Here is a 20,097-nt window from a genome sequence, read left to right as displayed (position 1 = left end):
GCGGCCTCGGCGCCGGCGAGATCGTTCTCGACGTGCAGGTAGCCGTTCCAGCCGACCAGCACCGCGGCCAGGCCGACAAATGAGTGCAGCAGCGCGATCAGCTCGGGCATGCCCGTCATCTCGACCACCCGGGCACGCCACAGCCCGATCGCCGCACCGACGATCATGGCGCCGACGAGCAGGGCCAGCCCCAGGGGTTCGATCTTGCGGTCCAGGGCCAGTGCGATGGTCGCGATCAGTGCCACGGCCATGCCGACGATGCCGAAAGTGTTTCCGGCTCTTGATGTCTCGTGCCTGGACAGGCCGGCAAGGGCGAGGATGAACAGCAGTGCCGCGATGACGTATGCCGCGGAGGCAACGTTTTCCAAGGTGAACATGGGATCCATTCGAAAGATGTCGTGTGGGGGCGCAGGCGCTAGCTGCGGGAGAACATCGCGAGCATGCGGCGCGTCACCGCGAAGCCGCCGAAGACGTTGATGCTGGCCAGCAGGATCGCCGCGCAGGCCAACACGGTGACCGCGACGTTGTGCTGGCCGATCTGCAGCAGCGCGCCGACCACGATGATGCCCGAGATCGCGTTGGTCACCGACATCAGCGGGGTGTGCAGCGCGTGGTGCACGTTGCCGATGACGTAATAGCCGATCACGATGGCCAGCGCGAAGACGGTCAGGTGCACCTGCAGTGCGCTCGGGGAGATCGCGATCAACGCGAAGACCGCGGCGGCGACGGCGAAGGTCACCCCGAGCCTGCGTCCGGTCGACATCGGGTGCTTTTCCGGCTTGGCCGAAGGCGCTTCGGCGGTCGGCTTGGTGACCGGCGCGGCGGACACCTGCACCGGTGGCGGCGGCCAGGTGATCTCGCCGTCGCGCACCACGGTCACCGACCGCTGCACCACATCGTCGAAGTCCAGGATCAGCTTGCCGTCCTTCTCCGGCGTCAGCAGCTTGAGCAGGTTCACCAGGTTGGTGCCGTACAACTGGCTCGCCTGGGCCGGGAGGCGTCCCGCCAGATCGGTGTAGCCGATGATCGTCACGCCGTTGTCGGTCACGATCGCCTGGTCCTTGACGGTGCCCTCGACGTTGCCGCCGTTGGCCGCGGCCATGTCGACGATCACGCTGCCCGATTTCATCGACGCGACCATGGCGGCGGTGATGATGCGGGGCGCGGGCCGACCGGGGATCAGCGCCGTGGTGATGATGATGTCGACGTCCTTGCACTGCTCGGCATAGAGCTGCGCTTCGCGGGCCTTGTAGTCCTCGCCCATCTCTTTGGCGTAGCCGGTGGTCGACACCTCGGCGGCCTCGGGATCCACCGCGAGGTACTCCCCGCCCAGGGACGCGACCTGATCGGCGACCTCCGGGCGGGGGTCGGTGGCCCGCACGATGGCGCCGAGGCTGCCCGCGGCGCCGATGGCGGCCAGACCGGCGACCCCGGCGCCGACCACGAGCACCTTGGCCGGGGGCACCTTGCCTGCCGCGGTCACCTGACCGGTGAAGAATCGGCCGAACTCGTGCGCGGCTTCGATCACTGCCCGGTAGCCGGCGATGTTGGCCATCGACGACAGCACATCCAGGGACTGGGCGCGGGAGATGCGCGGCACCGCGTCCATGGCCAGCACCGTGATGCGACGCGTGCCGAGCTTCTCGACGAGTTCGGGTTTCAAGGCCGGGGAGATCAGGGCGACCAGGGTCGCGCCGTCGCTCATCGCGGCGATCTCATCATCGGTGGGCGCGTTGACCTTCAGCACCACGTCCGTTGCCCATACCTGCTCGAACGAGCCGATCTCGGCGCCGGCCGCTACGTAAGCGCTGTCGGCGAAACTCGAGGCCACCCCTGCGCCCGATTCGACGACGACGGTGTAGCCGAGCTTGGTAATCTGTCCCACAGTCTGTGGTGTGGCAGCGACGCGCGTTTCTCCTGGTTGAGACTCGCGCGGAATCCCGATGATCATCTACTTGTGTCCGATCTGTTGATTGGGCATGGATGAGTCTTGCATTTGAGTTCGGCTATCTCGTACGTCCTCCAATGCCCGACGGCGCCCTTGGCTTTGGGTCCTACCTTTGACCTGCGGTGTTCAATTTGGTCTGACTCCCAATATCCCCCAAAAGGGGGACCTGTGAGATAAGTCTCAGAGCCAGTCGCGACGCTTGAACATCACGTACAGCAGGACCACGAGAACGACGATCAGCGTCGAACTGGCGATGAATCCCACGACGGTGTTGATGCCCGGATATACGACGTTCTGGCCGTAAAAACCGGTGATGGCAGTGGGAACCGCGATGATCGCGGCCCAGCCGGTCAGCTTCTTCATCACGGTGTTGAGCCGGGCGTCCTGCAGCGACAGGTTGGTCTCGAACACGGTGGTGACCATGTCGCGCAGGGATTCCGTCCACTCCGACGCGCGCAGCACGTGGTCGTAGAGGTCGGCGTAGAGCGGGTCGAGTTCGGGCGAGATCTGCGAATCCATGCGGCGATGCTGGATGGTGCTGACCACCTCGCGCATCGGCAGCACGACGCGGCGTAGCTGGACCAGATCTTTGCGCAGCCGGAAGGTGCGTCGCTGTAGCCCACGTCGTGGCCCACCGTCGTCGAACAGTTCGTCCTCGAGCGACTCGATGGCATCGTCGAGTTCCTGGACCGCCTCGAAATGTCCGTCCACCACCACATCGAGCAGACCGTGTACGAGTGCGCCGACTCCGTACTGTTGCCCGCCGAGTTCGTCGAAGCGCCGGGAGACTTCGTCGGCGTCGAAATCGGTGGGCTCCGGTTCAGCCGGTGGCAGTCGCACAGTGATGAGTCCGCGGGGCAGGACGAACGCCGAGATGCGGTGCTTGACCAAGGTGCTGGAGATGTCGTCGGTCGGGATCCGCAGGTGCACCGCGTACACCGTGAAGAACGTATGTGTGTGGTACACAGACGCTTTCGTGCGTTCCATGGGTGCCATGGCATCCTCGACGGCCCAGATGTTGAGCCCGAGTTCCTCGGCGAGTGCCCGCAGGGTGTCGTGATCCGGATCGTAGATGTCCGCCCAGATCAAGGTGTTCTCGTCTGTCAGACAGTCCGAGATCCCGTCGAATGTGAAACCGTCGACCGGCAGGCCCTCTCGCCAGATCCTCCCCTGCACCCGGGTCATGGCCATCGAGTCAATCACGCTCCGCGGCAGTGACCATCGGCAACATATAAGTCCGCACGTACTCACGCGTGTCTTCGAGCGTGGTGAGTTTGATGCTGGAGTGCGGCGTGACGATGAAGGACAACGTCAGCCGGGTGTGCAACTCGGCAACAGTGCGCAGATGGCGTTCCTGGGCCTCGGTGGTCTCCGCCGTCCCGTACAGGTCGGTGCGTAGCTGCGCGGCTGAGTGCTCGGTGGCGAAATCGATGATGGCGCCGGCGTCGACGGTGAGGCTCGGCAGGATCGTCTCGGGCTCGGTGCGCAGCAGCTTCTTGAGGAGGGCGTGCTCGCGCAGGAACGTCACCGTGAACACGGTGTCGAAGACCATGCGGTCCTCCAAGGTCTCGGCCTGCGCACGAGCCCTGTCGCTGCCCTCCAGGTAGCGACGGGCTTCGGCGAGCACGAGCGCGTCGATCAGGGCGTCCTTGGTGGGAAAGCGCCGGTACAGCGTCGCGCGGCCGACCCCGCTGCGGCGCGCCACGTCTTCCATGGTGGTGCGCCGAATGCCCACCAGCTCAGCCTGTTCCAGGGCTGCCGCCAGGATGCGGGTGCTGATCGCGTCCGGCTCGCGGACCAGCGTCAGCACCGCGGGGTCGGGTCGGGTGAGCCGGCGCACGAAGTCGGCTGTTCGCGTCGTCGTCACGCAACTCCTCCTTGCCTGCGGATGCCCGCCGTCGTAGCGTAGTCATCGAGACAGGCGAGACGTTGAGCGTCTATTTGTCTCTCAGTCTCATTCTAGGGATCGATCGCGGCTCGGGGAGGGCATTGATGAACATCGGACTGTGGGCGCGATGGGTGGCTCTGCACGCGGTGCCGAGGACGTTCATGAGATTTCAGGCGGGCAATCCCGTGGCCCGGCTGATCGTCAATCACGGGCATGGGCGCGATCCGTATCCGCTGATGGAGGAGATACGGGCGCGCGGGCCGCTGATCCGTACGCCTTTCGCGTGGGCCAGCGTCGATCACGCGGTGTGTCGAGAGATACTGCGGGACAAACGGTTCGGTGTCACGCCGCCCACGGGCATGGAGCTGCCCGCACCGCTGAGGGCCCTGCTCGCGCGCACTGACCCGGGCGTCGCGAACCCGGTCGAGCCGCCTGCGATGGTGATCGTCGATCCGCCCGACCACACGCGGTACCGCCAACTGGTGGCGCAGAGCTTCACGCCGCGGGCCATCGACACCCTCGACACCCGGGTGGCCGAGGTGACGCGCGAGCTGATCGACCGACTCGCCGCGAGCCGGCAGCCGGACCTGATCGCAGACTTCGCCTCGGCGTTGCCCGTCGCGATGATCGCCCAGATCCTCGGGCTGCCCGACGACACCCATGCACGGCTGTTGCAGTGGGGACACCACGGAGCACCGTTGTTGGACATCGGAATTCGCTGGCGGACCTACCGCAAGGCCATCGATGGGCTACGCGGCATCGACGGCTACCTCACCGAGCACTTCCGCCGCGTGCGGACCGGTGCTCCCGACGACAACCCGTTTAGCCGCATGGCTGCCGACAACACGCTCACCGAACGCGAGCTCACCGCCAACGCAGCGCTTCTCATCGGCGCCGGTTTCGAGACCACGGTGAACCTCATCGGCAACGGCATCGTCCTGCTGCTGCAGCACCCCGATCAGCTGCGGCGCCTGCGTGACAATCCCGACCTGTGGCCCTCCGCGGTAGAGGAGATCCTGCGCATCGACAGCCCGGTCCAGATGACTGCCCGCACCGCGCACTGTGACATCGAGGTTGCGGGACAACGCATTCGGGCCGGCGACATGGTCGCGGTGCTCCTCGGCGGCGCGAACCGTGATCCGAGGGTGTTCCCCGATCCGGCAGTCTTCGACGTCACCCGCCGCAATGCCCGCGACCACCTTGCCTTCGCGTCGGGAATCCATGCGTGTCTGGGTGCCGCCCTGGCCCGCATCGAAGGCGCCACGGCGTTGCGCGCCCTGTTCGAGTCCTATCCCGATCTTCGGCTGACCGAGCCACCGAGGCGGCGTGATCTGGTCAACCTGCACGGATTCGAGCGGCTGCCGGCCCAATTGGGCAGCAGGCGAACGGAGGTCGTCGGGTTGACGGGGTGACGGCCGTCAGAGCCGGTCGAAGATGCTGTTGACGATGTCGTCGCCGATGCCGAAGCCGGCGCCGTTGACGATCGCCTGGCCGAACCGGCCGCCCAGGAAGTGCTGCAGCGCCCCGCCCTGCTGGGGTTGGTACTGCGGCGCGTACTGCGGCTGGTAGGCCTGCTGCGCCGGGTACTGCGGCTGCTGGTACTGCGGTTCGGGCTGCTGATACACCGGCGCCTGGACGTGGCTGTCCACCAGCGCATGGATGGCGGTCAACAGCTGGGTGGTGGAGCTCTCCTCGTCCCGGATCGCCAGCGCGATCTCCTTGAGGTCGAGCGCCCACTCCCGAGCGTTGGTATCCCCGGCGGCAGCCGCGGTCGATAGTTTGCCGGCCAGTGCCTGCAGCAACGCCGATGTCTGCTGGGCCTGTTGCTGCAGCGCGGCGTACTGGCTGTCTACGGTCGCAGTGTCCATGCGCACATGTTTACCGGCCGGCGCTGTGATCCAGCTGAAAGTTTGCCGCGATGCTGCGGGCGGCGTGGGCGCCGGTGTCCATGGCGCCCTCGATCGCGCCCGCCTCGACGCCGGCGATGTCGCTACCGGCGAAGTGGATGCGCCCGTGGGCCTCCCGCAGTTTCACAGCGCCGTTGGTGAAGTGTCCGGGGCGGTGCACCATGAAACCACCCTTCGAGAATTCGTCGGTTGCCCAGTCGTGGCACGCCGTTTCCAGCACCTCGATGTCGGGGAGGAAGTCCCGCAGCGCACGCTGCACCGCGGCGGTGTCGGTCGCGTCGATGTCGGCGCCGTTGGAACACAGGCACATGATGAAGGTGTCCCCGTCGGCGTGGTACTCCACGCGCGCGGCGTTGATCGGGTTGTGCCCCACCGGTGCCACAGCCTGGAACGGCTCGAGTTCGCCCTTGGCCCGCACCCAGATCTTGGAGCCCATGATCGGGTTCTTCTCGTCGATCATGGTGCGTGATGCCGCTGGGACGTCGGGGGTAAAGGTGATGTCGCCCAACGTGTTCAGGGGCACCGCGACGACGGCGGCGCGAGCTCGGATCTGATCACCGTCGCGGGTCGTCACGGTGACTGTCGACCCGTCGTCGGTGACCGCCGTGACCGGGGTGGACAGCCGTACCTCGGCCTTGGACTCGGCCATGATGGCATCGAGCAGCCGCTTGGTGCCGCCCTCGATCGGCCAGGTGCCCGCCGTCTCGAAGAACGCTGCCCAGCTGCCGAAATACGTCGCGACACACGACAGGAACTGGGCAACACCGTGATCCTGGTAGGAGGTGACGAGCCCGGCCATCGCCCCATCGAGCAGGTCGTGCTCGTACGGGGGCAGGTCCAGCGCGGCGAGCCGGTCGGCGATGGTCTCCTTCTCGACGGCGCTGGTGTCGACGAGGCCGATGTCGAACGGCTGCGGGAACACCTCGCGTGCGTCGGCGAAGAACCGGCTCATGAGCGGCTCCACGGCAGCGCCGTACTCCTCCGGCGAGCCGGAGTGCGTGGTGCCCTGTGCAATCCAGTACATGGTGGTGGGCGCGGTGGGGATCTGCAGCGGGATGTTGTGCCGCTGCAGTTCCTGCCACATGTTGGGCTGGGTCCAATGGACGTAGGTGCCGCCGTACTCGAGTTGACGGCCCAATCCGGCGGCGGTCCAGGTGCGTCCACCGACCCGGTCGCGGGCCTCCAGGAGTAGCACCGAGTGGCCCTGCACGCTCAGGTCGCGCGCTGCGACGACTCCGGCGAAGCCTGCGCCGATGACGACGACGTCGTAGTGGGTGGACATAATCCTCCGTCATGGGTGAAGTCAAACTCGAATCGTAATCGACTTTAATGGCAGTTGGCATGTGCCGTCAACGGTCCTGCTGATCGGGTATTCGGCGGGCTACGCGCTGATACGATGTGGAATCGTGTTCGAGACCAAGCCTCCGCGCCGGGAATCCGGCCGCTCAGCTGTGGTGCAGCGCCGGGGGGTCGAGCGCGTGCAGGCAATCCTCGATTCGGCCGAGACACTGCTCGCCGAGCAGGGCTACGCGGCCGCCACGCTCAAGGCCATCGGTGAGCATGCAGGCATTCCGACCGCCTCCCTGTATCACTACTTCGCTGACCGCGGGCAGGTCGACACGGAACTGGTGAAGCGCCATGCGGCCGCGCTCGACGAACAATTCGCCGCGGGGCTGAATGACGCGAAGGCCAAGACCCTGACCGGCGTCATCAATGCTGTGGTCACGCACATCGCGGACTACTTCCGGGCCAATCCGAGCTTCGTCCAGTTGTGGTTCGTCGGCCGCAACTCAACCCTGACCGAGATCGCCGAGACCATCCACCTGTCGTGGGCCGAGCGCCTCCGGCAACGTCTCATCGAGCGCAAGCTCATCCGTGCGAATACCCCGCTGCTCGCGATCCAGTTGGTTTTCGAAGCGGGGGACCGGTTGTTCGACGTCGCGTTCCAGCGCTCACCGGCCGGTGACGACGCGACGCTTGACGAGGCCAAGCGGATGCTCGCCGCACACCTGCAGACCTATGCGCCGAAGACCGCACAGCGGGTCAAGGCCAAGTAGCCGCGCACGGTTTCTTCATTCCACTTGTGGCATCGGTGATGTCACGGTTCGACCGATCGACCGTTGACAGTCGACGCGTGCGCTGCGTACGCTCCTCGAAACCCGACTTCGAATCGATATCGATGGAGGAATTCCGTGAAAACAACCGCCGCCGTACTTTTCGAAGCGGGCAAGCCGTTCGAGATCGTCGAGCTGGACCTCGACGGCCCACGCGACGGCGAGGTGCTGATCAGGTACACCGCTGCCGGCCTGTGCCACTCCGATCTGCACCTCACCGATGGTGATCTGCCGCCGCGGTTTCCCATTGTGGGTGGGCACGAGGGCGCCGGCATCATCGAAGAGGTCGGCCCCGGCGTCACCAAGGTCAAGCCCGGTGATCACGTGGTGTGCAGCTTCATCCCGAATTGCGGGCACTGCCGGTACTGCTCGACCGGCCGCCAGAGCCTGTGCGACATGGGCGCCACCATCCTGGAAGGCTGCATGCCCGACGGTTCATTCCGATTCCACAGTGGTGGTGAGGAATTCGGTGCCATGTGCATGCTGGGGACCTTCTCCGAGCGCGCGACCATATCGCAGAACTCCGTGGTCAAGGTCGACGACTGGCTGCCGCTGGAGACCGCGGTCCTGGTCGGCTGCGGCGTACCGACCGGCTGGGGGAGTGCCAACTATGCCGGCGGTGTGCGTAACGGCGACATCACCGTCGTGTACGGCATCGGCGGCATCGGCATCAATGCCGTGCAGGGCGCGGTCCACGCCGGCGCTAAGTACGTCATCGCGGTCGACCCGATCGAGTTCAAGCGCGACACAGCGCTGAAATTCGGTGCGACACACGTGTTTCACGATGCCACAGCGGCCGCGGACAAGGTCAACGAACTGTCGTGGGGACAGGGCGCCGATCAGGCCATCGTCACGGTCGGCACCGTCGACGAAGAGGTGGTCACGGCAGCGTTCAACGTCATCGGTAAGGGCGGGACGCTCGTCGTCACCGGCATGGCGGCCCCGGACAAGCTCACTGTCCACGTGTCAGGGCTCGATCTGACGCTCAACGAGAAAACCATCAAGGGCACGCTGTTCGGTTCCGCCAATCCGCAGTACGACATCGTGCGGTTGCTGCGGCTTTACGACGCCGGCCAGCTCAAGCTCGACGAGCTCGTCACCACCAGATATCGGCTCGAGGACGTCAACCAGGGCTATCAGGATCTGCGTGACGGCAAGAACATTCGTGGAATCATCGTGCACTGAGATCCGCGCGGGCGCGCAGGTGGGCATCACCTGCGCGCGACGGATCAAGGACACGGGACAAGAACATGAGCTGATCGTCGCGCACCCGTTGTTGCCAGCGGCCACCGTCGAAGGCCTCGACATGGCCGATGGGGTATTCGCACAAGTGCGCCAGACGGCCGGCCTTCTCGGCGGTGCGACGCGCCGCGGCAGGCGGCGCGATGTCGTCGTCGGTGCCGACCTGCATCAGCATCGGGCAGGCCAGCCGGCCGGCGAATGTGGTGGGCCGGTTGAACCCGACTTCGAGTGCCGTGCGGGCTGCTATCTCGTTGCGCCAGGTCGGCCCCGCCACGTTGGCGAAAGCCTGTGCCGCGCCCGGACTGGTGACCAGCGCCGTCGTTCCGGGTTCTCCCACCGCCGGTAGGTAGTGCGGGCCGCGACCGAGCCGGCTCGACACAGCGTCGAGCAATCCGTGTGCGGTCAGCCGAGCGAGCTGCGCGACGCCACCGCGACGACGCGCGATGTGGGCGAGCGTGGCGCGGCCGTCGGTGGCTGGGTTGAGCGCGACGATCGCGGCGATCGCCGGGTTCTGCGCGGCCACTGCCATGACATGCCCACCGGCATAGGAATAGCCCCACAACGCAATTCGGCCCGCGTCCACTGCCGGCAGATGCCGAGCCACCGCGGCGGCCGCATGGTAGTCCTGGCGCTGCCGGCGGACTGCGATGTCTTGACGCGGCTCACCGTGCGAGTCGCCGAAGCCGCGGTAGTCGAACGTCAGCACCTCGATGCCGGCCGTCGCGAATTCTTCTGCGTAAGAAAGCAGGCCGGAGTCACGGGTGCCGCAAAAACCGTGTGCCATGACCACGCAGGGCCGCCCTGACGGCCCCGTCAGGGCATCGCTGCGGGCGGGGACATGGGTGGCTCCACAGCGGACACCATGGCTGGTGAAGTACAGATTCTTGGTCATTGCAATGGCTTTCCGCTCAGGACACCGCGAGTGCGGGCTTTTTCGGGGTGAACCTGAGCGCGGCGTCTTCGACCGGCCCGTGGCGCAGTCGTGCGACGTCGATCTCGTAGGCGTGCCTGAGCGTCCACGGGCCGCTCGTGCCGGCTCGCGGGAACTTGGCGATTGCCCGCTGCACGTAGCCCGAGGTCATGTCCATCATGGGCACGCGGTCCATGACAGGGTCGTCGAACACCGGGACCACGGTGCCGTGGCCGTGGGCGTCCATATAGTCCAGCAGCCGGCAGAAGTGCTCGCAGACCAGTTCCACCTTGAGAGTCCAGGCGATGTTCGTATACCCGACGGCATACGCGAAGTTCGGCACACCGGAGAGCATCATCGCCTTGTAGGCGGTCGTGTCGGGAAGGCTGACGGGGCGCCTGTCGACACTGAGCTGGATCTTGCCGAACGGTGCCATGTTCAGCCCGGTCGCGGTGACGATGATGTCGGCGGTGAGTTCCTGGCCGGACTCCAGCAGGATCCCGGTCTTGGTGAACCGGTCGATGCGGTCGGTCACCACCGATGCCTTGCCCGCCGAGATCGTCTTGAACAGGTCACCATTGGGCACCATGGCCAGCCGCTGCTCCCACGGGTTGTATCGCGGCGTGAAGTGGGTGTCGACGTCGAAGTGTTTGGGGACCTGCATGCGGACCCGGCCGATCAGCAGCGTGCGCATCAGTCTGGGCCATCGCTGGCACGCCTTGAAGAGCCCGCGACCCAGGGCCACGTTCTTCCTGCGAATGATCCTCGACGCACGCTTGTGGCCGAGGATCCCGTTGAGCACGTTGGCGACCGGATCGGAAGCCGGGATCGAGAATACGTAGCTGGGCGAGCGTTGCAGCATGGTGATGTGAGCGGTTTTGTCGGCCATCGCCGGGATCAGCGTGACAGCCGTTGCGCCACTTCCGATCACGACCACCCGCTTGCCGGTGTAGTCCAGGCCTGTCGGCCACTGCTGGGGATGGACCACCTGGCCGCCGAAGTCGTCCCGGCAGGCGAAGTCGGGGATGAAGGGCTCGTCGTAGTCGTAGTACCCGGTGCCCAGAAAGAGGAACCTCGAGGTCAGCGTCGTGCTCTCACCCGTCACCGGATCTGTGGTGCACACTGTCCAGATCCCTTGCGTTGTATCAAAGTTCGCGGCCGAAACCTTGGTGCCGAAGCGGATGTGCTCGCCTAGGGCGAACTCGTCGACGGTCTGCTGCAGGTAATCGAGGATGATGTGCCCGTCGGCGATCGCCTTGCGGTGCGTCCACGGCCTGAAGCTGTAGCCGAAAGTGGGCATGTCCGAGTCAGAGCGGATGCCCGGGTATCGGTGCAGGCTCCACGTGCCGCCGATCGAGTCCCGTCCTTCCAGGACGGCGAATGTCGTGTCGGGACGGAAGGTCTTCAGGTGATAGGCGGCGCCGATCCCCGAAATCCCGGCGCCGACGATCAAGACGTCGAAGTCCGCGGTCTTCGCTGTGGTCATGCATTCTCCTGCTGCAGCGCGGTCAAGTCAAAGTCGACTCTGGATCGACTTTATCGGGCAGCATGTTGAGCGTCAATGGTGCACCAGGGGATTGACAGCCGCGGAGTCCGGACTTAAATTCGATCCCGAGTCGAGTTCGCTTCGCGTGACGAGCCTGACGGCGGGACCAACAGAGGGAGCAAGCCATGGCCAACAGCCGACGACGGGTGGTCTTCATCGGCGCCGCCGGTGAGATGTGTCGTCTCGCGATCGAACGGTTCGCGGTGGCCGACGGCGACTGGGAGCTTGCCCTCTACGACATCCGACCCGAACTGCTCGACCAACTGCTGCAACGGTTGCCAGCTGGGCTTGCCACCGCCGCGCGGCTCGACCTGTATGACCCCGAGGGGCTGCGCGACGCCATCGAGGGCGCCGCGCTCGTCGTGCTGGGCGCCGGTCCCTACAACCGCACAGCCGGACCCGTGATGGAAGCGTGCCTGGCGGCCAAGGTGCCCTATCTCGACTTCGATGACGATATAGAGAGCACCCTGCACGGGCTGTCGCTCAACGACGACGCACGAGCGGCCGGCGTGCCGATGTACATCGGATGCGGTGCATCACCGGGTATCACCAACGTGATGGTTGCCGACGCGGCGAGCGAACTGGACACCGTCGAGAACATCGATGTGTATTGGGTGGTCGGCGACGAGCGAGGATCCATCGGTCGTGCAGTGCTCGACCACATGCTGCGCGTTGCCGCCGGACCCTGTATGACCTGGGAGAACGGCGGGCCCGTCCTGCGCCAATCCTGGCTGGAGACCCGCTGGACGGAGTTGGGTGGTGGGCTCGGGCTGACCATGGTGCACGAAACCGCCCACCCCGAGCCGGTGACACTGCCGCGAAAGTACCCCAATGCCAAGAATATTCGGTGTTTCGGCGGCCTGGACCCGGCACCCTACAACGGCCTGGTGCGCGGTGTGGGCTTGGCCGTGCAGAAGGGCCAGATGCCTGTCGAGGAGGCCATCGACTTCCTGGAAGCGCTGCTGACCAACAAGTTCGGCAGCGTCACGGGATGGCGTCACGCCCTGTCCGGCTTACGCAACCTCCTGCGTACCGGGGAGGCGTCCCGCACCGAGCTGATCAAGTTCCTCGCCCTGGCAGCGGTCGGCCATACCTTCCCCTACAAGTCGGGACTGAAGGTCGAGGTCACGGGCCTCCGGAACGGCCTGCCCGCTGCGGTGAGCCGGCGTACCCCGGTCTGCGGTCCGGGCACCTACCTGTTCACCGATATGGCAGCGGCGACCGGAACCGCCTGTGCCGCGTTCATGTTGGTGGCGCTTGGCGAGGAATCCGGCACTCGCGCCGGCGTTTTCACGCCCGAAGAATGGGCCGACCCAGAGAAGTTCTACGAGGGGCTCGAACGTGTCGGCACGCCGCGAGAGGAGATTCTCGATGCAACCAACTGACTCCACAAAGAGGATCGTGTTCATCGGCGCTGCCGGTGAGATGTGCCGCGTCGCGATCGAGCGTTTCGTCAGGGCCGCCGGCGCCGGAGACTGGCAGCTGGAGTTGTACGACATCCGGCCGGAAACCCTGGCGGACTTCGTCAAGACCCTGCCGGCCGGCACCGCGACGGTCGGCTCGTTCGACCTCTTCGACGATGCCGCGTTGCGCGAGGCCATCGACGGCGCCGATCTCGTCGTGCTGGGTGCGGGCCCGTACAACCGCACCGCGGAGCCGGTGATGGAGGCGTGCATCGAGAAGAACGTGCCCTATCTGGACCTCGACGACGACGAGGCGAGCACGCGGGCGGCGCTGGCACTCGACGCCAAGGCCAGGGCCGCGGGCGTCCCAATCCTCATCTGCTGTGGCGCATCGCCCGGATACACCAATGTGATGACCGCCGACGCGGCACGCGACATGGATGTCGTTGAGCGCATCGACATCTGCTGGGTGACCGGTGATGAGGGGCCGGTGCCGTTCGGGCGTGCTGTGCTCGACCATGCGATCCGCGGATTCGCCGGCCCGTGCCATACCTGGGAACACGGGCACGCAGTGACCCACCAAACATTCTTGGAGACAGACGTATTCGACGTCGGCAATTCACTCGGCGATTCTTACCGGTTCTACGAGTGCGCACATCCGGAAGCAGTGACGTTGCCGCGACGCTGGCCGGGAGCCGATCGTATTCGGGTGCTGGGTGCACTCGATCCACCGCCGACCAACGGCATCATGCGTGGTGTCGCGGTGGCTGTGCAGGACAACAAGATCTCGATGGACGAGGCCATCGACTTCATCAATGACCTCCTGACCGACAAGACCGGCTCGCTCAAGGTATGGCGGTACGCATTGTCGGGGCTCTGGGGCACGATTCGTCGCGGTGAGATCGGCGTGGTCGAGGTGCTGAAGTTCATGGCGACATCGGCAGTTAAGAAGCATCCCCCGTTCCGAGGTACCAATTATGTGCGTGTGACGGGCAAACGCGGTGGACAGCCGGTGGTTTCGGTGCGGCGGGCACCGGTGAGCGGCCCTGGTACCCCGTGGACCACCATGGCATCGCTTACAGGGTCGGCCACCGCGGCGTTCATGCTGCTGGCAATGGACCAATTAGGCGAACGGTCGGGGGTTTTGGCGCCCGAGGACTGGGCCGATCCGGAGAACTTCTACAGCGCGCTGGCAGCCACCGGCGGGGCTCCACTGCACCAGGTGGTCGAGGCTGTGGTCACCCCGAGCACTGCGGTGACGGCACGAAAGAGCCTGTCCGATGCAGCTTCTCACTGAAACCGGCTGGGCTCATCAGCCCACAGACCTGCAGCAGACACTGACCGGGGACGTGACGTGTGACGTCGCCATCGTCGGCGGCGGCGTCGGCGGCATGACGGCGGCTCTGCGCCTCGCCGACTCTGGCGCCGACGTCGTGCTCATCGAGGCCGAAACCTGCGGCTGGGGTGCGAGTTCCCGCAACGCGGGCTACGTCACCAACTCGATCGCGGCGGATCCGGCCCTGCTGGCGCTGCTGCTCCCGCGGGAAAAGGTTCGGGCGCTATTCCAATTCGCGGAAGCGGCGGTCGAATTCACGCAGGATGCGATTGCGGGGCGGGATATCGACTGCGACTTCGAGAAGGTCGGCATCGTGCAGGCCGCAGTGTCGAAGGGACAACTGCGCAAGGCCCGACGGAACGCGAAGATCATGGCAGCAGCAGGTTCCTCGGCCGAGTTCGTCGAAGGGCCGAACGCCGGGCTGCCAGACGGATTCCTGGGCGGCATGCGGGAGGGTGTCGGTGGCACGCTGAACCCCGGCAAGTACGTACTCGGCCTGCGCAGCGCCGTTTTGAGGTCTCGCACAAGAGTTTTTGAACGCTCAAAGGTATGCGACGTCGCGGCCGGTTCCGCCGGAGTGACGGTCGAGACGGCAGGCGGACGGGTGCGCGCCAAGCAGGCGTTGCTCACCGCCAATGCCTACGGCAAGGACCTCGCGATCACGCCGCGCAGGTTGGTCTCGCCCGTCTGGACGTCGCTGGTAGAGACGGAGCAGGTTGCGCCCGAGCGCCTCGATGCCATCGGCTGGACCAGTCGCGCGCCGCTGGTGACCGCGCACATGATCCTGGAGAGCTACCGCGTAACGCCCAGGAACACTATCGTTTTCGGTACCCGGCGTCTGGAGACGACCAAGGCATCGCTTCTCGCGCGCACGCCGTCGGCTCCGGTGACCGAAGATCTGCTCCGTGGCTTCCGGGATCGCTTCCCAGGATTGCACGACGTTGCGCCACAACGGGCCTGGGGCGGTTGGATCGGCATGAGTTCCACCTGGCTGCCGGTCGCGGGGGAGGCGGCGCCCAATGTCCTGTACTCGTTGGCGTGCAACGGCCATGGCTTCGCGCAGGCGCAGTACGTCGGGCACATGCTCGCCGACAGACTCTCCGGCGCGCCCATGCCGGACGATCTCAAGGCCATCTGGCACGACGGCAGATTCTGGCCCAGCTTCGTCAGCCAGTCCGCACTGAACCTCGGTTGGTGCGTCGACCGCGCACTCGATCGGCTCACGCGCGCGTCGTGAACCACCCCTAAGGAGTTGGCATGGACATCAAAGGTGCACTGTTCGCACTCGCAGATCTCCTCATGATCTTCGCCGGGTTCACCTACGGGTGGAAGTTCATCCGGGACCACAAGAACTATCTGCTGGGGCTCGAATGGATCATCGTGGCGACCTCCGGGGTCAACTTCCTGGTCTACGGGATGCTCGGCTTGAGCCAGGCCAGTGCGAGTTTTCACGTCGCGATCTTCTTCGACGCGTTCTCCAGATCGGTCGGGATCACCCTCATCCTGGTGCTGGGCCTGATGGCGGTCACACACGGCTATAAGCCTTCGCGGACAGTCGATATCGCGGTGTTCGCGCTTGCGGCGGCGGCCGGACTGGGGCTGACGGTGTACGCCCTACGGACCGCGTCGCCTGTCACACATCACATCGGTGTGGCCGGTGCAGTGTTCTTCGTCGTGGTGAACGTTCTCACCAGCATCTTCCTGATGTACTTCGCCGCCCGGCTGTGGCGGGTCGGCGAGACCGGCCACGCCGTGCGCGTCGCCGTCGTCACCGCGATGGGGGCCGTCATCGCGGCGACCTACGACTTCTACCAGGTACCCGGCGACGACGGGAACCGCACGATGTTCTACACCGCGGCCCTCACCACCTGGGGACTGCAACTGATCACCTACTACTACGGCTATCGTGCGCTGGACAAAAGCCAGGAACGCATCAAGGCTGAACTGTCAGAAGTGGACCAGCCGAGTCCGGGGTGATCGGGGGCAGCCGTGAGCGATCGGTCGTCGATATCGGGTGCCACCAGGTTCTGGATCAGCCTGGCCACCGGCCTGGTCGTCGGGGCAGCGGCAGGCTTCGTATCGGGGCGCTGGCCGGTCGGTCTGCTGACGGTCGTCATCGTCACGGCGGGGCTCAGTGTGGTGTGGGCGTTGACCGTGTTGTGGCCCATGGACGCCGATCAGACGCGCGATCATGCCAGTGACGCCGACGTCCACGGCGACGTCGGGGACCTCGTGCTGGTGCTCATCCTCGCCGCGAGCCTGACCTCGATCGGCATTCTGCTGGCCTCGGCCAACGACGCGGACAAGGCCAAATATGCCGGCATGTCGCTGGTGGCGATCCTGACGGTGTGGGCATTGCTGCACACGATGTACGCCGCGCGTTACGCCCGGATCTACTACCAGGGCGAGGTGCGGGATATCGACTTCAATTCCGATGTGCCACCACGCTATGTGGACTTCTACTACTTCTCGTTCAACCTCGGCATGACCTATCAGGTATCCGATACCGATGTCACCACCTCGCATCTGCGTGGTGAGGTGCTCAAACACTGCTTGTTCAGCTATATCTACGGCACCGTGATCATCGCGTGCACCATCAATCTGGTGATCAACCTCGTCGGATAAAACTCTGCGTGAGCAGAGATCTTCTCGCGGGCGCCGGAGCCCGGTACCAATACTGCTCGTGAACCTGACACCGCCGCGACGCTGCTGCCTGCGCGCCTCGTAAGCCTTTCCACCACACAGAAAGTCAAGGTGCGTGTCCGTCGTAACGAGTATTTCCCCAGCTGAGTCCGCCGCCGACGCGCCAACCGCCGCTGCCCCGCCGTCGCGGTGGCGGGCCCGATTGACCAAACTGGCCCTGCCGTTGGCGTCGGTCGTGGTGTTCCTGGCGGTGTGGCAAGTGGTGGCCTGGGCGGGCATCTGGAATCAGACCTTCGTGCCGTACCCGAGCACGGTGTGGCGGGCCTTCATCGATGTCTCCACCACGCATGACGGCACCCGCGGTTACGCGGGATACCTGCTGATCGAGCACCTGTACATGACACTGCGCCGGGTTTTGGCCGGTGTGGTGATCGGTGTGGGGGTCGGCGTCGCGCTGGGCCTGGTGATGGGTTCGGTGGGCTGGTTGCGCAGCGTGCTCGAACCCTGGCTGACCTTCCTGCGCGCGCTGCCGCCGCTGGCCTACTTCTTCCTGCTCGTCATCTGGTTGGGCATCGACGAAGCGCCGAAGATCACCCTGCTGGCGCTGGCCGCGCTACCGCCCGCGGCCGTGGCCACCACCGCCGCCGTTCTCGCCGCCCCGGTCGGGTTGCAAGAGGCCGCCCGCGCTCTGGGGGCGACGCGTGCGCAGGTGATCCGCGACGTCGTGGTGCCCGCCGCACTGCCCGAGACGTTCACCGGCGTCCGGCTGGCTGTCGGGATGGCCTACTCGTCGGTGGTCGCCGCCGAGTTGTTCAACGGCATCCCCGGTATCGGCGGATTGGTCAAGGACGCAAGCAATTACAACAACACACCGGTGGTTCTCGTCGGCATCTTCGCCATCGGGATCTCGGGCCTGGTGATCGACGGAGCGCTGCGTTCCGCCGAGCGGCGGGCGGTCCCCTGGAGAGGAAAGATATGAGAATCGGCAGACTTGCCGCACTGCTCGCGGCGACAGCGCTCACCCTGGCCGGTTGCGCCGTCGACCACTCCGGCCAGGACGCCGCGAAACCGACCATTCGTGTTGGGTACCAGTCTTTCCCGAGCGGTGACCTGGTCGTCAAGAACAACAAGTGGCTGGAACAGGCGCTGCCCGGCTACAACATCAAGTGGACGAAATTCGATTCGGGCGCCGACGTCAACACCGCGTTCATCGCCAAGGAGCTCGACTTCGGGGCCATTGGGTCGAGCCCGGTGGCGCGCGGACTCTCGGCGCCGCTGAACATTCCGTACAAGGTGGGGTTCGTTCTCGACGTCGCGGGCGACAACGAGGCGCTGGTGGCACGCAACGGCACCGGCATCAACACGATCGCCGATCTGCGAGGCAAGCGCGTCGCCACCCCGTTTGCGTCGACCGCGCACTACAGCCTGCTCGCCGCGCTGGCTCAGAATGGTCTGTCGCCCAACGATGTTCAGCTGATCGACCTGCAGCCCCAGGCGATCCTGGCCGCGTGGGACCGCGGTGACATCGCGGCCGCGTACACGTGGTTGCCCACGCTGGATCAGTTGCGCAAGACCGGCAAGGATCTGATCACCAGCCGTCAGCTGGCCAAGGACGGCAAACCCACGCTGGATCTGTCCGCGGTGTCCAACGAGTTCGCAGCAGCGCATCCCGATGTGGTCGACGTGTGGCGGCAGCAGGAAGCCCGTGCGCTCAATCTCATCAAGGACGACCCCGGTGCAGCCGCCAAGGCCATCGCCGCCGAGATCGGGCTGAGCCCCGACGATGTCGCCGGGCAGCTCAAGCAGGGCGTGTATCTGACACCCGAACAGGTCGCGTCGCCGGAATGGCTTGGTACCGAAGGCAAGCCGGGCAACGTCGCGGTGAACCTGCAGAGTGCCTCGCAGTTTTTGGCAGACCAGAAGCAGATCCCGGCGCCTTCGCCGCTGACGACCTTCCAGGATGCGATCTACACGAAAGGACTCCCCGGTGTCCTCACCAAACAGCAATGACGCCAAGGGCAGTCTGCGCATCAGCAACGTCGCCCACCGCTACGGCCGGGGCGCCGACAAGGTGACCGCGTTGGGGCCGGTCGACCTCGATGTCGAGCCGGGCGCCTTCCTGGTGCTGGTGGGCGCCTCGGGCTGCGGCAAGAGCACCCTGCTGCGGTTGATCGCCGGGTTCGAAACCCCGTCGGAGGGCGAGGTACAGGTGGCCGGGAGCCGCCCGACGCCGGGGGTGAGCTCAGGCGTGGTGTTCCAGCAGCCGAGGTTGTTCCCGTGGCGCACCGTCGGCGGCAACATCGACCTCGCGCTCAAGTACGCCAAGGTGCCGCGTGAGCGCCGCGCGGACCGGCGTGAGCAACTGCTGGAACGAGTCGGCTTGGAGGGCACCGGGAACCGCAAGATCTGGGAGATCAGCGGCGGCCAGCAGCAGCGGGTGGCGATCGCCCGGGCCTTGGCGGCCGAGACCCCGCTGTTCCTGCTCGACGAGCCGTTCGCGGCGCTCGACGCGCTGACCCGCGAGCGGCTGCAGGACGACGTGCGTCAGGTGAGCGCGGAGTCGGGCCGCACCACGGTGTTCGTCACGCACAGTGCCGACGAGGCGGCGTTCCTGGGCTCGCGCATCGTGGTGCTGACCCGGCGGCCCGGCAAGGTCGCGCTGGACCTGCCGGTCGAATTGCCGCGCACCGGGGTGTCCGCCGACGAGCTGCGACGTTCCCCTGAGTATCTGAAGCTGCGTACCGAGGTCGGCGACGCCGTGAAGGCTGCCGCTGCGTAGTTCCCGCATCGAATTCGACGTTGATGTTGCAAACCCACCCGGGCAGCGACATCTGCGTTGAATTCGCGGTCGATGGTCAGGCGTGAACGGGCCCGCGTGGGCAGTGATTCAAGGTGTGGCTGCGGCGCGGATCAGAAGCCCGGTGTGGTCACGGGCGGGCGCCGGTTCGATGGTTATCTGCGGAAGCGAGATGGAGGCGCGTCCGCGTGACGAACGCGCCGAGACGTCAGGATGTGCTTATACCGGGGGATACGCCGGGGGCGGGTACACGCCGCGCAGGCCCCAGGGAACCCAGTTGAAGAAGTACTCGATCTCGTCACTGGCGTCGTAGTCCGGATTCGGATCCATGCGCGAAGTCTAGACCGGTTGGGCCCGCGCGGA

The 20,097-nt window shown here is 65.8% G+C and carries 20 protein-coding genes; 11 read left to right on the top strand and 9 right to left on the bottom strand.

Going from position 1 to position 20,097, the window contains the following annotated elements; genetic code table 11:
- The 4 genes from BST13_RS25660 to BST13_RS25645 form a co-directional block, all read right to left on the bottom strand.
- The coding region (locus tag BST13_RS25660) for an NAD(P)(+) transhydrogenase (Re/Si-specific) subunit beta (protein ID WP_211296179.1) at positions 1-377 on the bottom strand (377 nt) is incomplete at its 3' end.
- Positions 378-415: 38 nt separating this feature from the next.
- Positions 416-1,951: a Re/Si-specific NAD(P)(+) transhydrogenase subunit alpha gene (locus BST13_RS25655; RefSeq protein ID WP_083166873.1), complete on the bottom strand. Its 1,536-nt coding sequence runs from the start codon at positions 1,949-1,951 to the stop codon at positions 416-418.
- A gap of 177 nt (positions 1,952-2,128) precedes the next feature.
- A complete protein-coding gene (locus BST13_RS25650; protein ID WP_083166890.1) occupies positions 2,129-3,133 on the bottom strand; it encodes a magnesium transporter CorA family protein in 1,005 nt (334 codons plus the stop codon).
- Positions 3,134-3,143: 10 nt separating this feature from the next.
- Complete coding sequence (locus tag BST13_RS25645) at positions 3,144-3,815, bottom strand: TetR/AcrR family transcriptional regulator (RefSeq protein ID WP_083166871.1); 672 nt, start codon at positions 3,813-3,815, stop codon at positions 3,144-3,146.
- A gap of 125 nt (positions 3,816-3,940) precedes the next feature.
- Between BST13_RS25645 and BST13_RS25640 the strand changes: the two genes are divergently transcribed.
- Entirely contained in the window at positions 3,941-5,248 is a 1,308-nt protein-coding gene (locus tag BST13_RS25640) for a cytochrome P450 (protein ID WP_083166870.1), read from the top strand.
- Positions 5,249-5,254: 6 nt separating this feature from the next.
- On the opposite strand, the gene BST13_RS25635 is transcribed toward BST13_RS25640, so the two are convergent.
- A complete protein-coding gene (locus BST13_RS25635) occupies positions 5,255-5,704 on the bottom strand; it encodes a hypothetical protein (RefSeq protein WP_083166868.1) in 450 nt (149 codons plus the stop codon).
- Positions 5,705-5,714: 10 nt separating this feature from the next.
- The gene (locus BST13_RS25630; RefSeq protein ID WP_083166867.1) at positions 5,715-7,025 is read right to left on the bottom strand and encodes a flavin monoamine oxidase family protein; all 1,311 of its coding nucleotides are present in this window, start codon (positions 7,023-7,025) and stop codon (positions 5,715-5,717) included.
- A gap of 124 nt (positions 7,026-7,149) precedes the next feature.
- Here BST13_RS25630 and BST13_RS25625 point away from each other — a divergent pair, with 124 nt between their 5' ends.
- Both BST13_RS25625 and BST13_RS25620 read left to right on the top strand, forming a co-directional pair.
- Positions 7,150-7,800 carry a TetR/AcrR family transcriptional regulator gene (locus BST13_RS25625; protein ID WP_083166888.1) on the top strand — a complete coding sequence of 217 codons (651 nt, stop codon included), beginning with the start codon at positions 7,150-7,152 and terminating at the stop codon, positions 7,798-7,800.
- Between the two features lie 135 nt (positions 7,801-7,935).
- On the top strand, positions 7,936-9,042 hold the full coding sequence (locus tag BST13_RS25620) for an NDMA-dependent alcohol dehydrogenase (protein ID WP_083166865.1): 1,107 nt from the start codon (positions 7,936-7,938) through the stop codon (positions 9,040-9,042).
- On the opposite strand, the gene BST13_RS25615 is transcribed toward BST13_RS25620, so the two are convergent.
- Both BST13_RS25615 and BST13_RS25610 read right to left on the bottom strand, forming a co-directional pair.
- A complete protein-coding gene (locus tag BST13_RS25615; RefSeq protein ID WP_083166864.1) occupies positions 9,029-9,991 on the bottom strand; it encodes an alpha/beta hydrolase in 963 nt (320 codons plus the stop codon). The two genes, BST13_RS25620 and BST13_RS25615, sit on opposite strands and share 14 nt — an antisense overlap.
- A gap of 16 nt (positions 9,992-10,007) precedes the next feature.
- Positions 10,008-11,495, bottom strand: coding sequence for a flavin-containing monooxygenase (locus BST13_RS25610; RefSeq protein ID WP_083166862.1), 1,488 nt, complete (start codon positions 11,493-11,495; stop codon positions 10,008-10,010).
- Between the two features lie 185 nt (positions 11,496-11,680).
- Here BST13_RS25610 and BST13_RS25605 point away from each other — a divergent pair, with 185 nt between their 5' ends.
- The 8 genes from BST13_RS25605 to BST13_RS25570 all read left to right on the top strand — a co-directional run bounded on the left by BST13_RS25605 (position 11,681) and on the right by BST13_RS25570 (position 19,716).
- On the top strand, positions 11,681-12,940 hold the full coding sequence (locus BST13_RS25605; protein ID WP_083166861.1) for a saccharopine dehydrogenase family protein: 1,260 nt from the start codon (positions 11,681-11,683) through the stop codon (positions 12,938-12,940).
- Positions 12,927-14,255, top strand: coding sequence for a saccharopine dehydrogenase family protein (locus BST13_RS25600; RefSeq protein ID WP_083166858.1), 1,329 nt, complete (start codon positions 12,927-12,929; stop codon positions 14,253-14,255). The genes BST13_RS25605 and BST13_RS25600 overlap by 14 nt, the downstream gene beginning before the upstream one ends.
- A complete protein-coding gene (locus BST13_RS25595; protein ID WP_083166857.1) occupies positions 14,239-15,531 on the top strand; it encodes an NAD(P)/FAD-dependent oxidoreductase in 1,293 nt (430 codons plus the stop codon). The genes BST13_RS25600 and BST13_RS25595 overlap by 17 nt, the downstream gene beginning before the upstream one ends.
- Positions 15,532-15,551: 20 nt before the next feature.
- The gene (locus BST13_RS25590) at positions 15,552-16,271 is read left to right on the top strand and encodes a transporter (RefSeq protein ID WP_083166855.1); all 720 of its coding nucleotides are present in this window, start codon (positions 15,552-15,554) and stop codon (positions 16,269-16,271) included.
- A 30-nt stretch (positions 16,272-16,301) separates the two neighbouring features.
- Positions 16,302-16,919, top strand: a complete 618-nt coding sequence (locus tag BST13_RS25585; RefSeq protein WP_083166887.1) for a DUF1345 domain-containing protein — start codon at positions 16,302-16,304, stop codon at positions 16,917-16,919.
- Positions 16,920-17,070: 151 nt separating this feature from the next.
- Entirely contained in the window at positions 17,071-17,916 is an 846-nt protein-coding gene (locus BST13_RS25580; RefSeq protein ID WP_425437053.1) for an ABC transporter permease, read from the top strand.
- The gene (locus BST13_RS25575; protein ID WP_083166852.1) at positions 17,913-18,947 is read left to right on the top strand and encodes a taurine ABC transporter substrate-binding protein; all 1,035 of its coding nucleotides are present in this window, start codon (positions 17,913-17,915) and stop codon (positions 18,945-18,947) included. Before BST13_RS25580 ends, BST13_RS25575 begins: the two co-directional genes overlap by 4 nt.
- Positions 18,925-19,716, top strand: a complete 792-nt coding sequence (locus BST13_RS25570) for an ABC transporter ATP-binding protein (RefSeq protein ID WP_245839796.1) — start codon at positions 18,925-18,927, stop codon at positions 19,714-19,716. The genes BST13_RS25575 and BST13_RS25570 overlap by 23 nt, the downstream gene beginning before the upstream one ends.
- A gap of 237 nt (positions 19,717-19,953) precedes the next feature.
- Here the strand turns inward: BST13_RS25570 and BST13_RS38355 are convergent, their stop codons facing one another.
- Positions 19,954-20,064 carry a hypothetical protein gene (locus BST13_RS38355; protein WP_018602834.1) on the bottom strand — a complete coding sequence of 37 codons (111 nt, stop codon included), beginning with the start codon at positions 20,062-20,064 and terminating at the stop codon, positions 19,954-19,956.
- Positions 20,065-20,097 lie beyond the last annotated feature (33 nt).

This window comes from Mycobacterium aquaticum (assembly GCF_002086485.1).
GTDB classification, from domain to species: domain Bacteria; phylum Actinomycetota; class Actinomycetes; order Mycobacteriales; family Mycobacteriaceae; genus Mycobacterium; species Mycobacterium aquaticum.
Note: the sequence above shows the minus strand (reverse complement) of the source record. Positions and strands in the feature narration are given on the sequence as shown.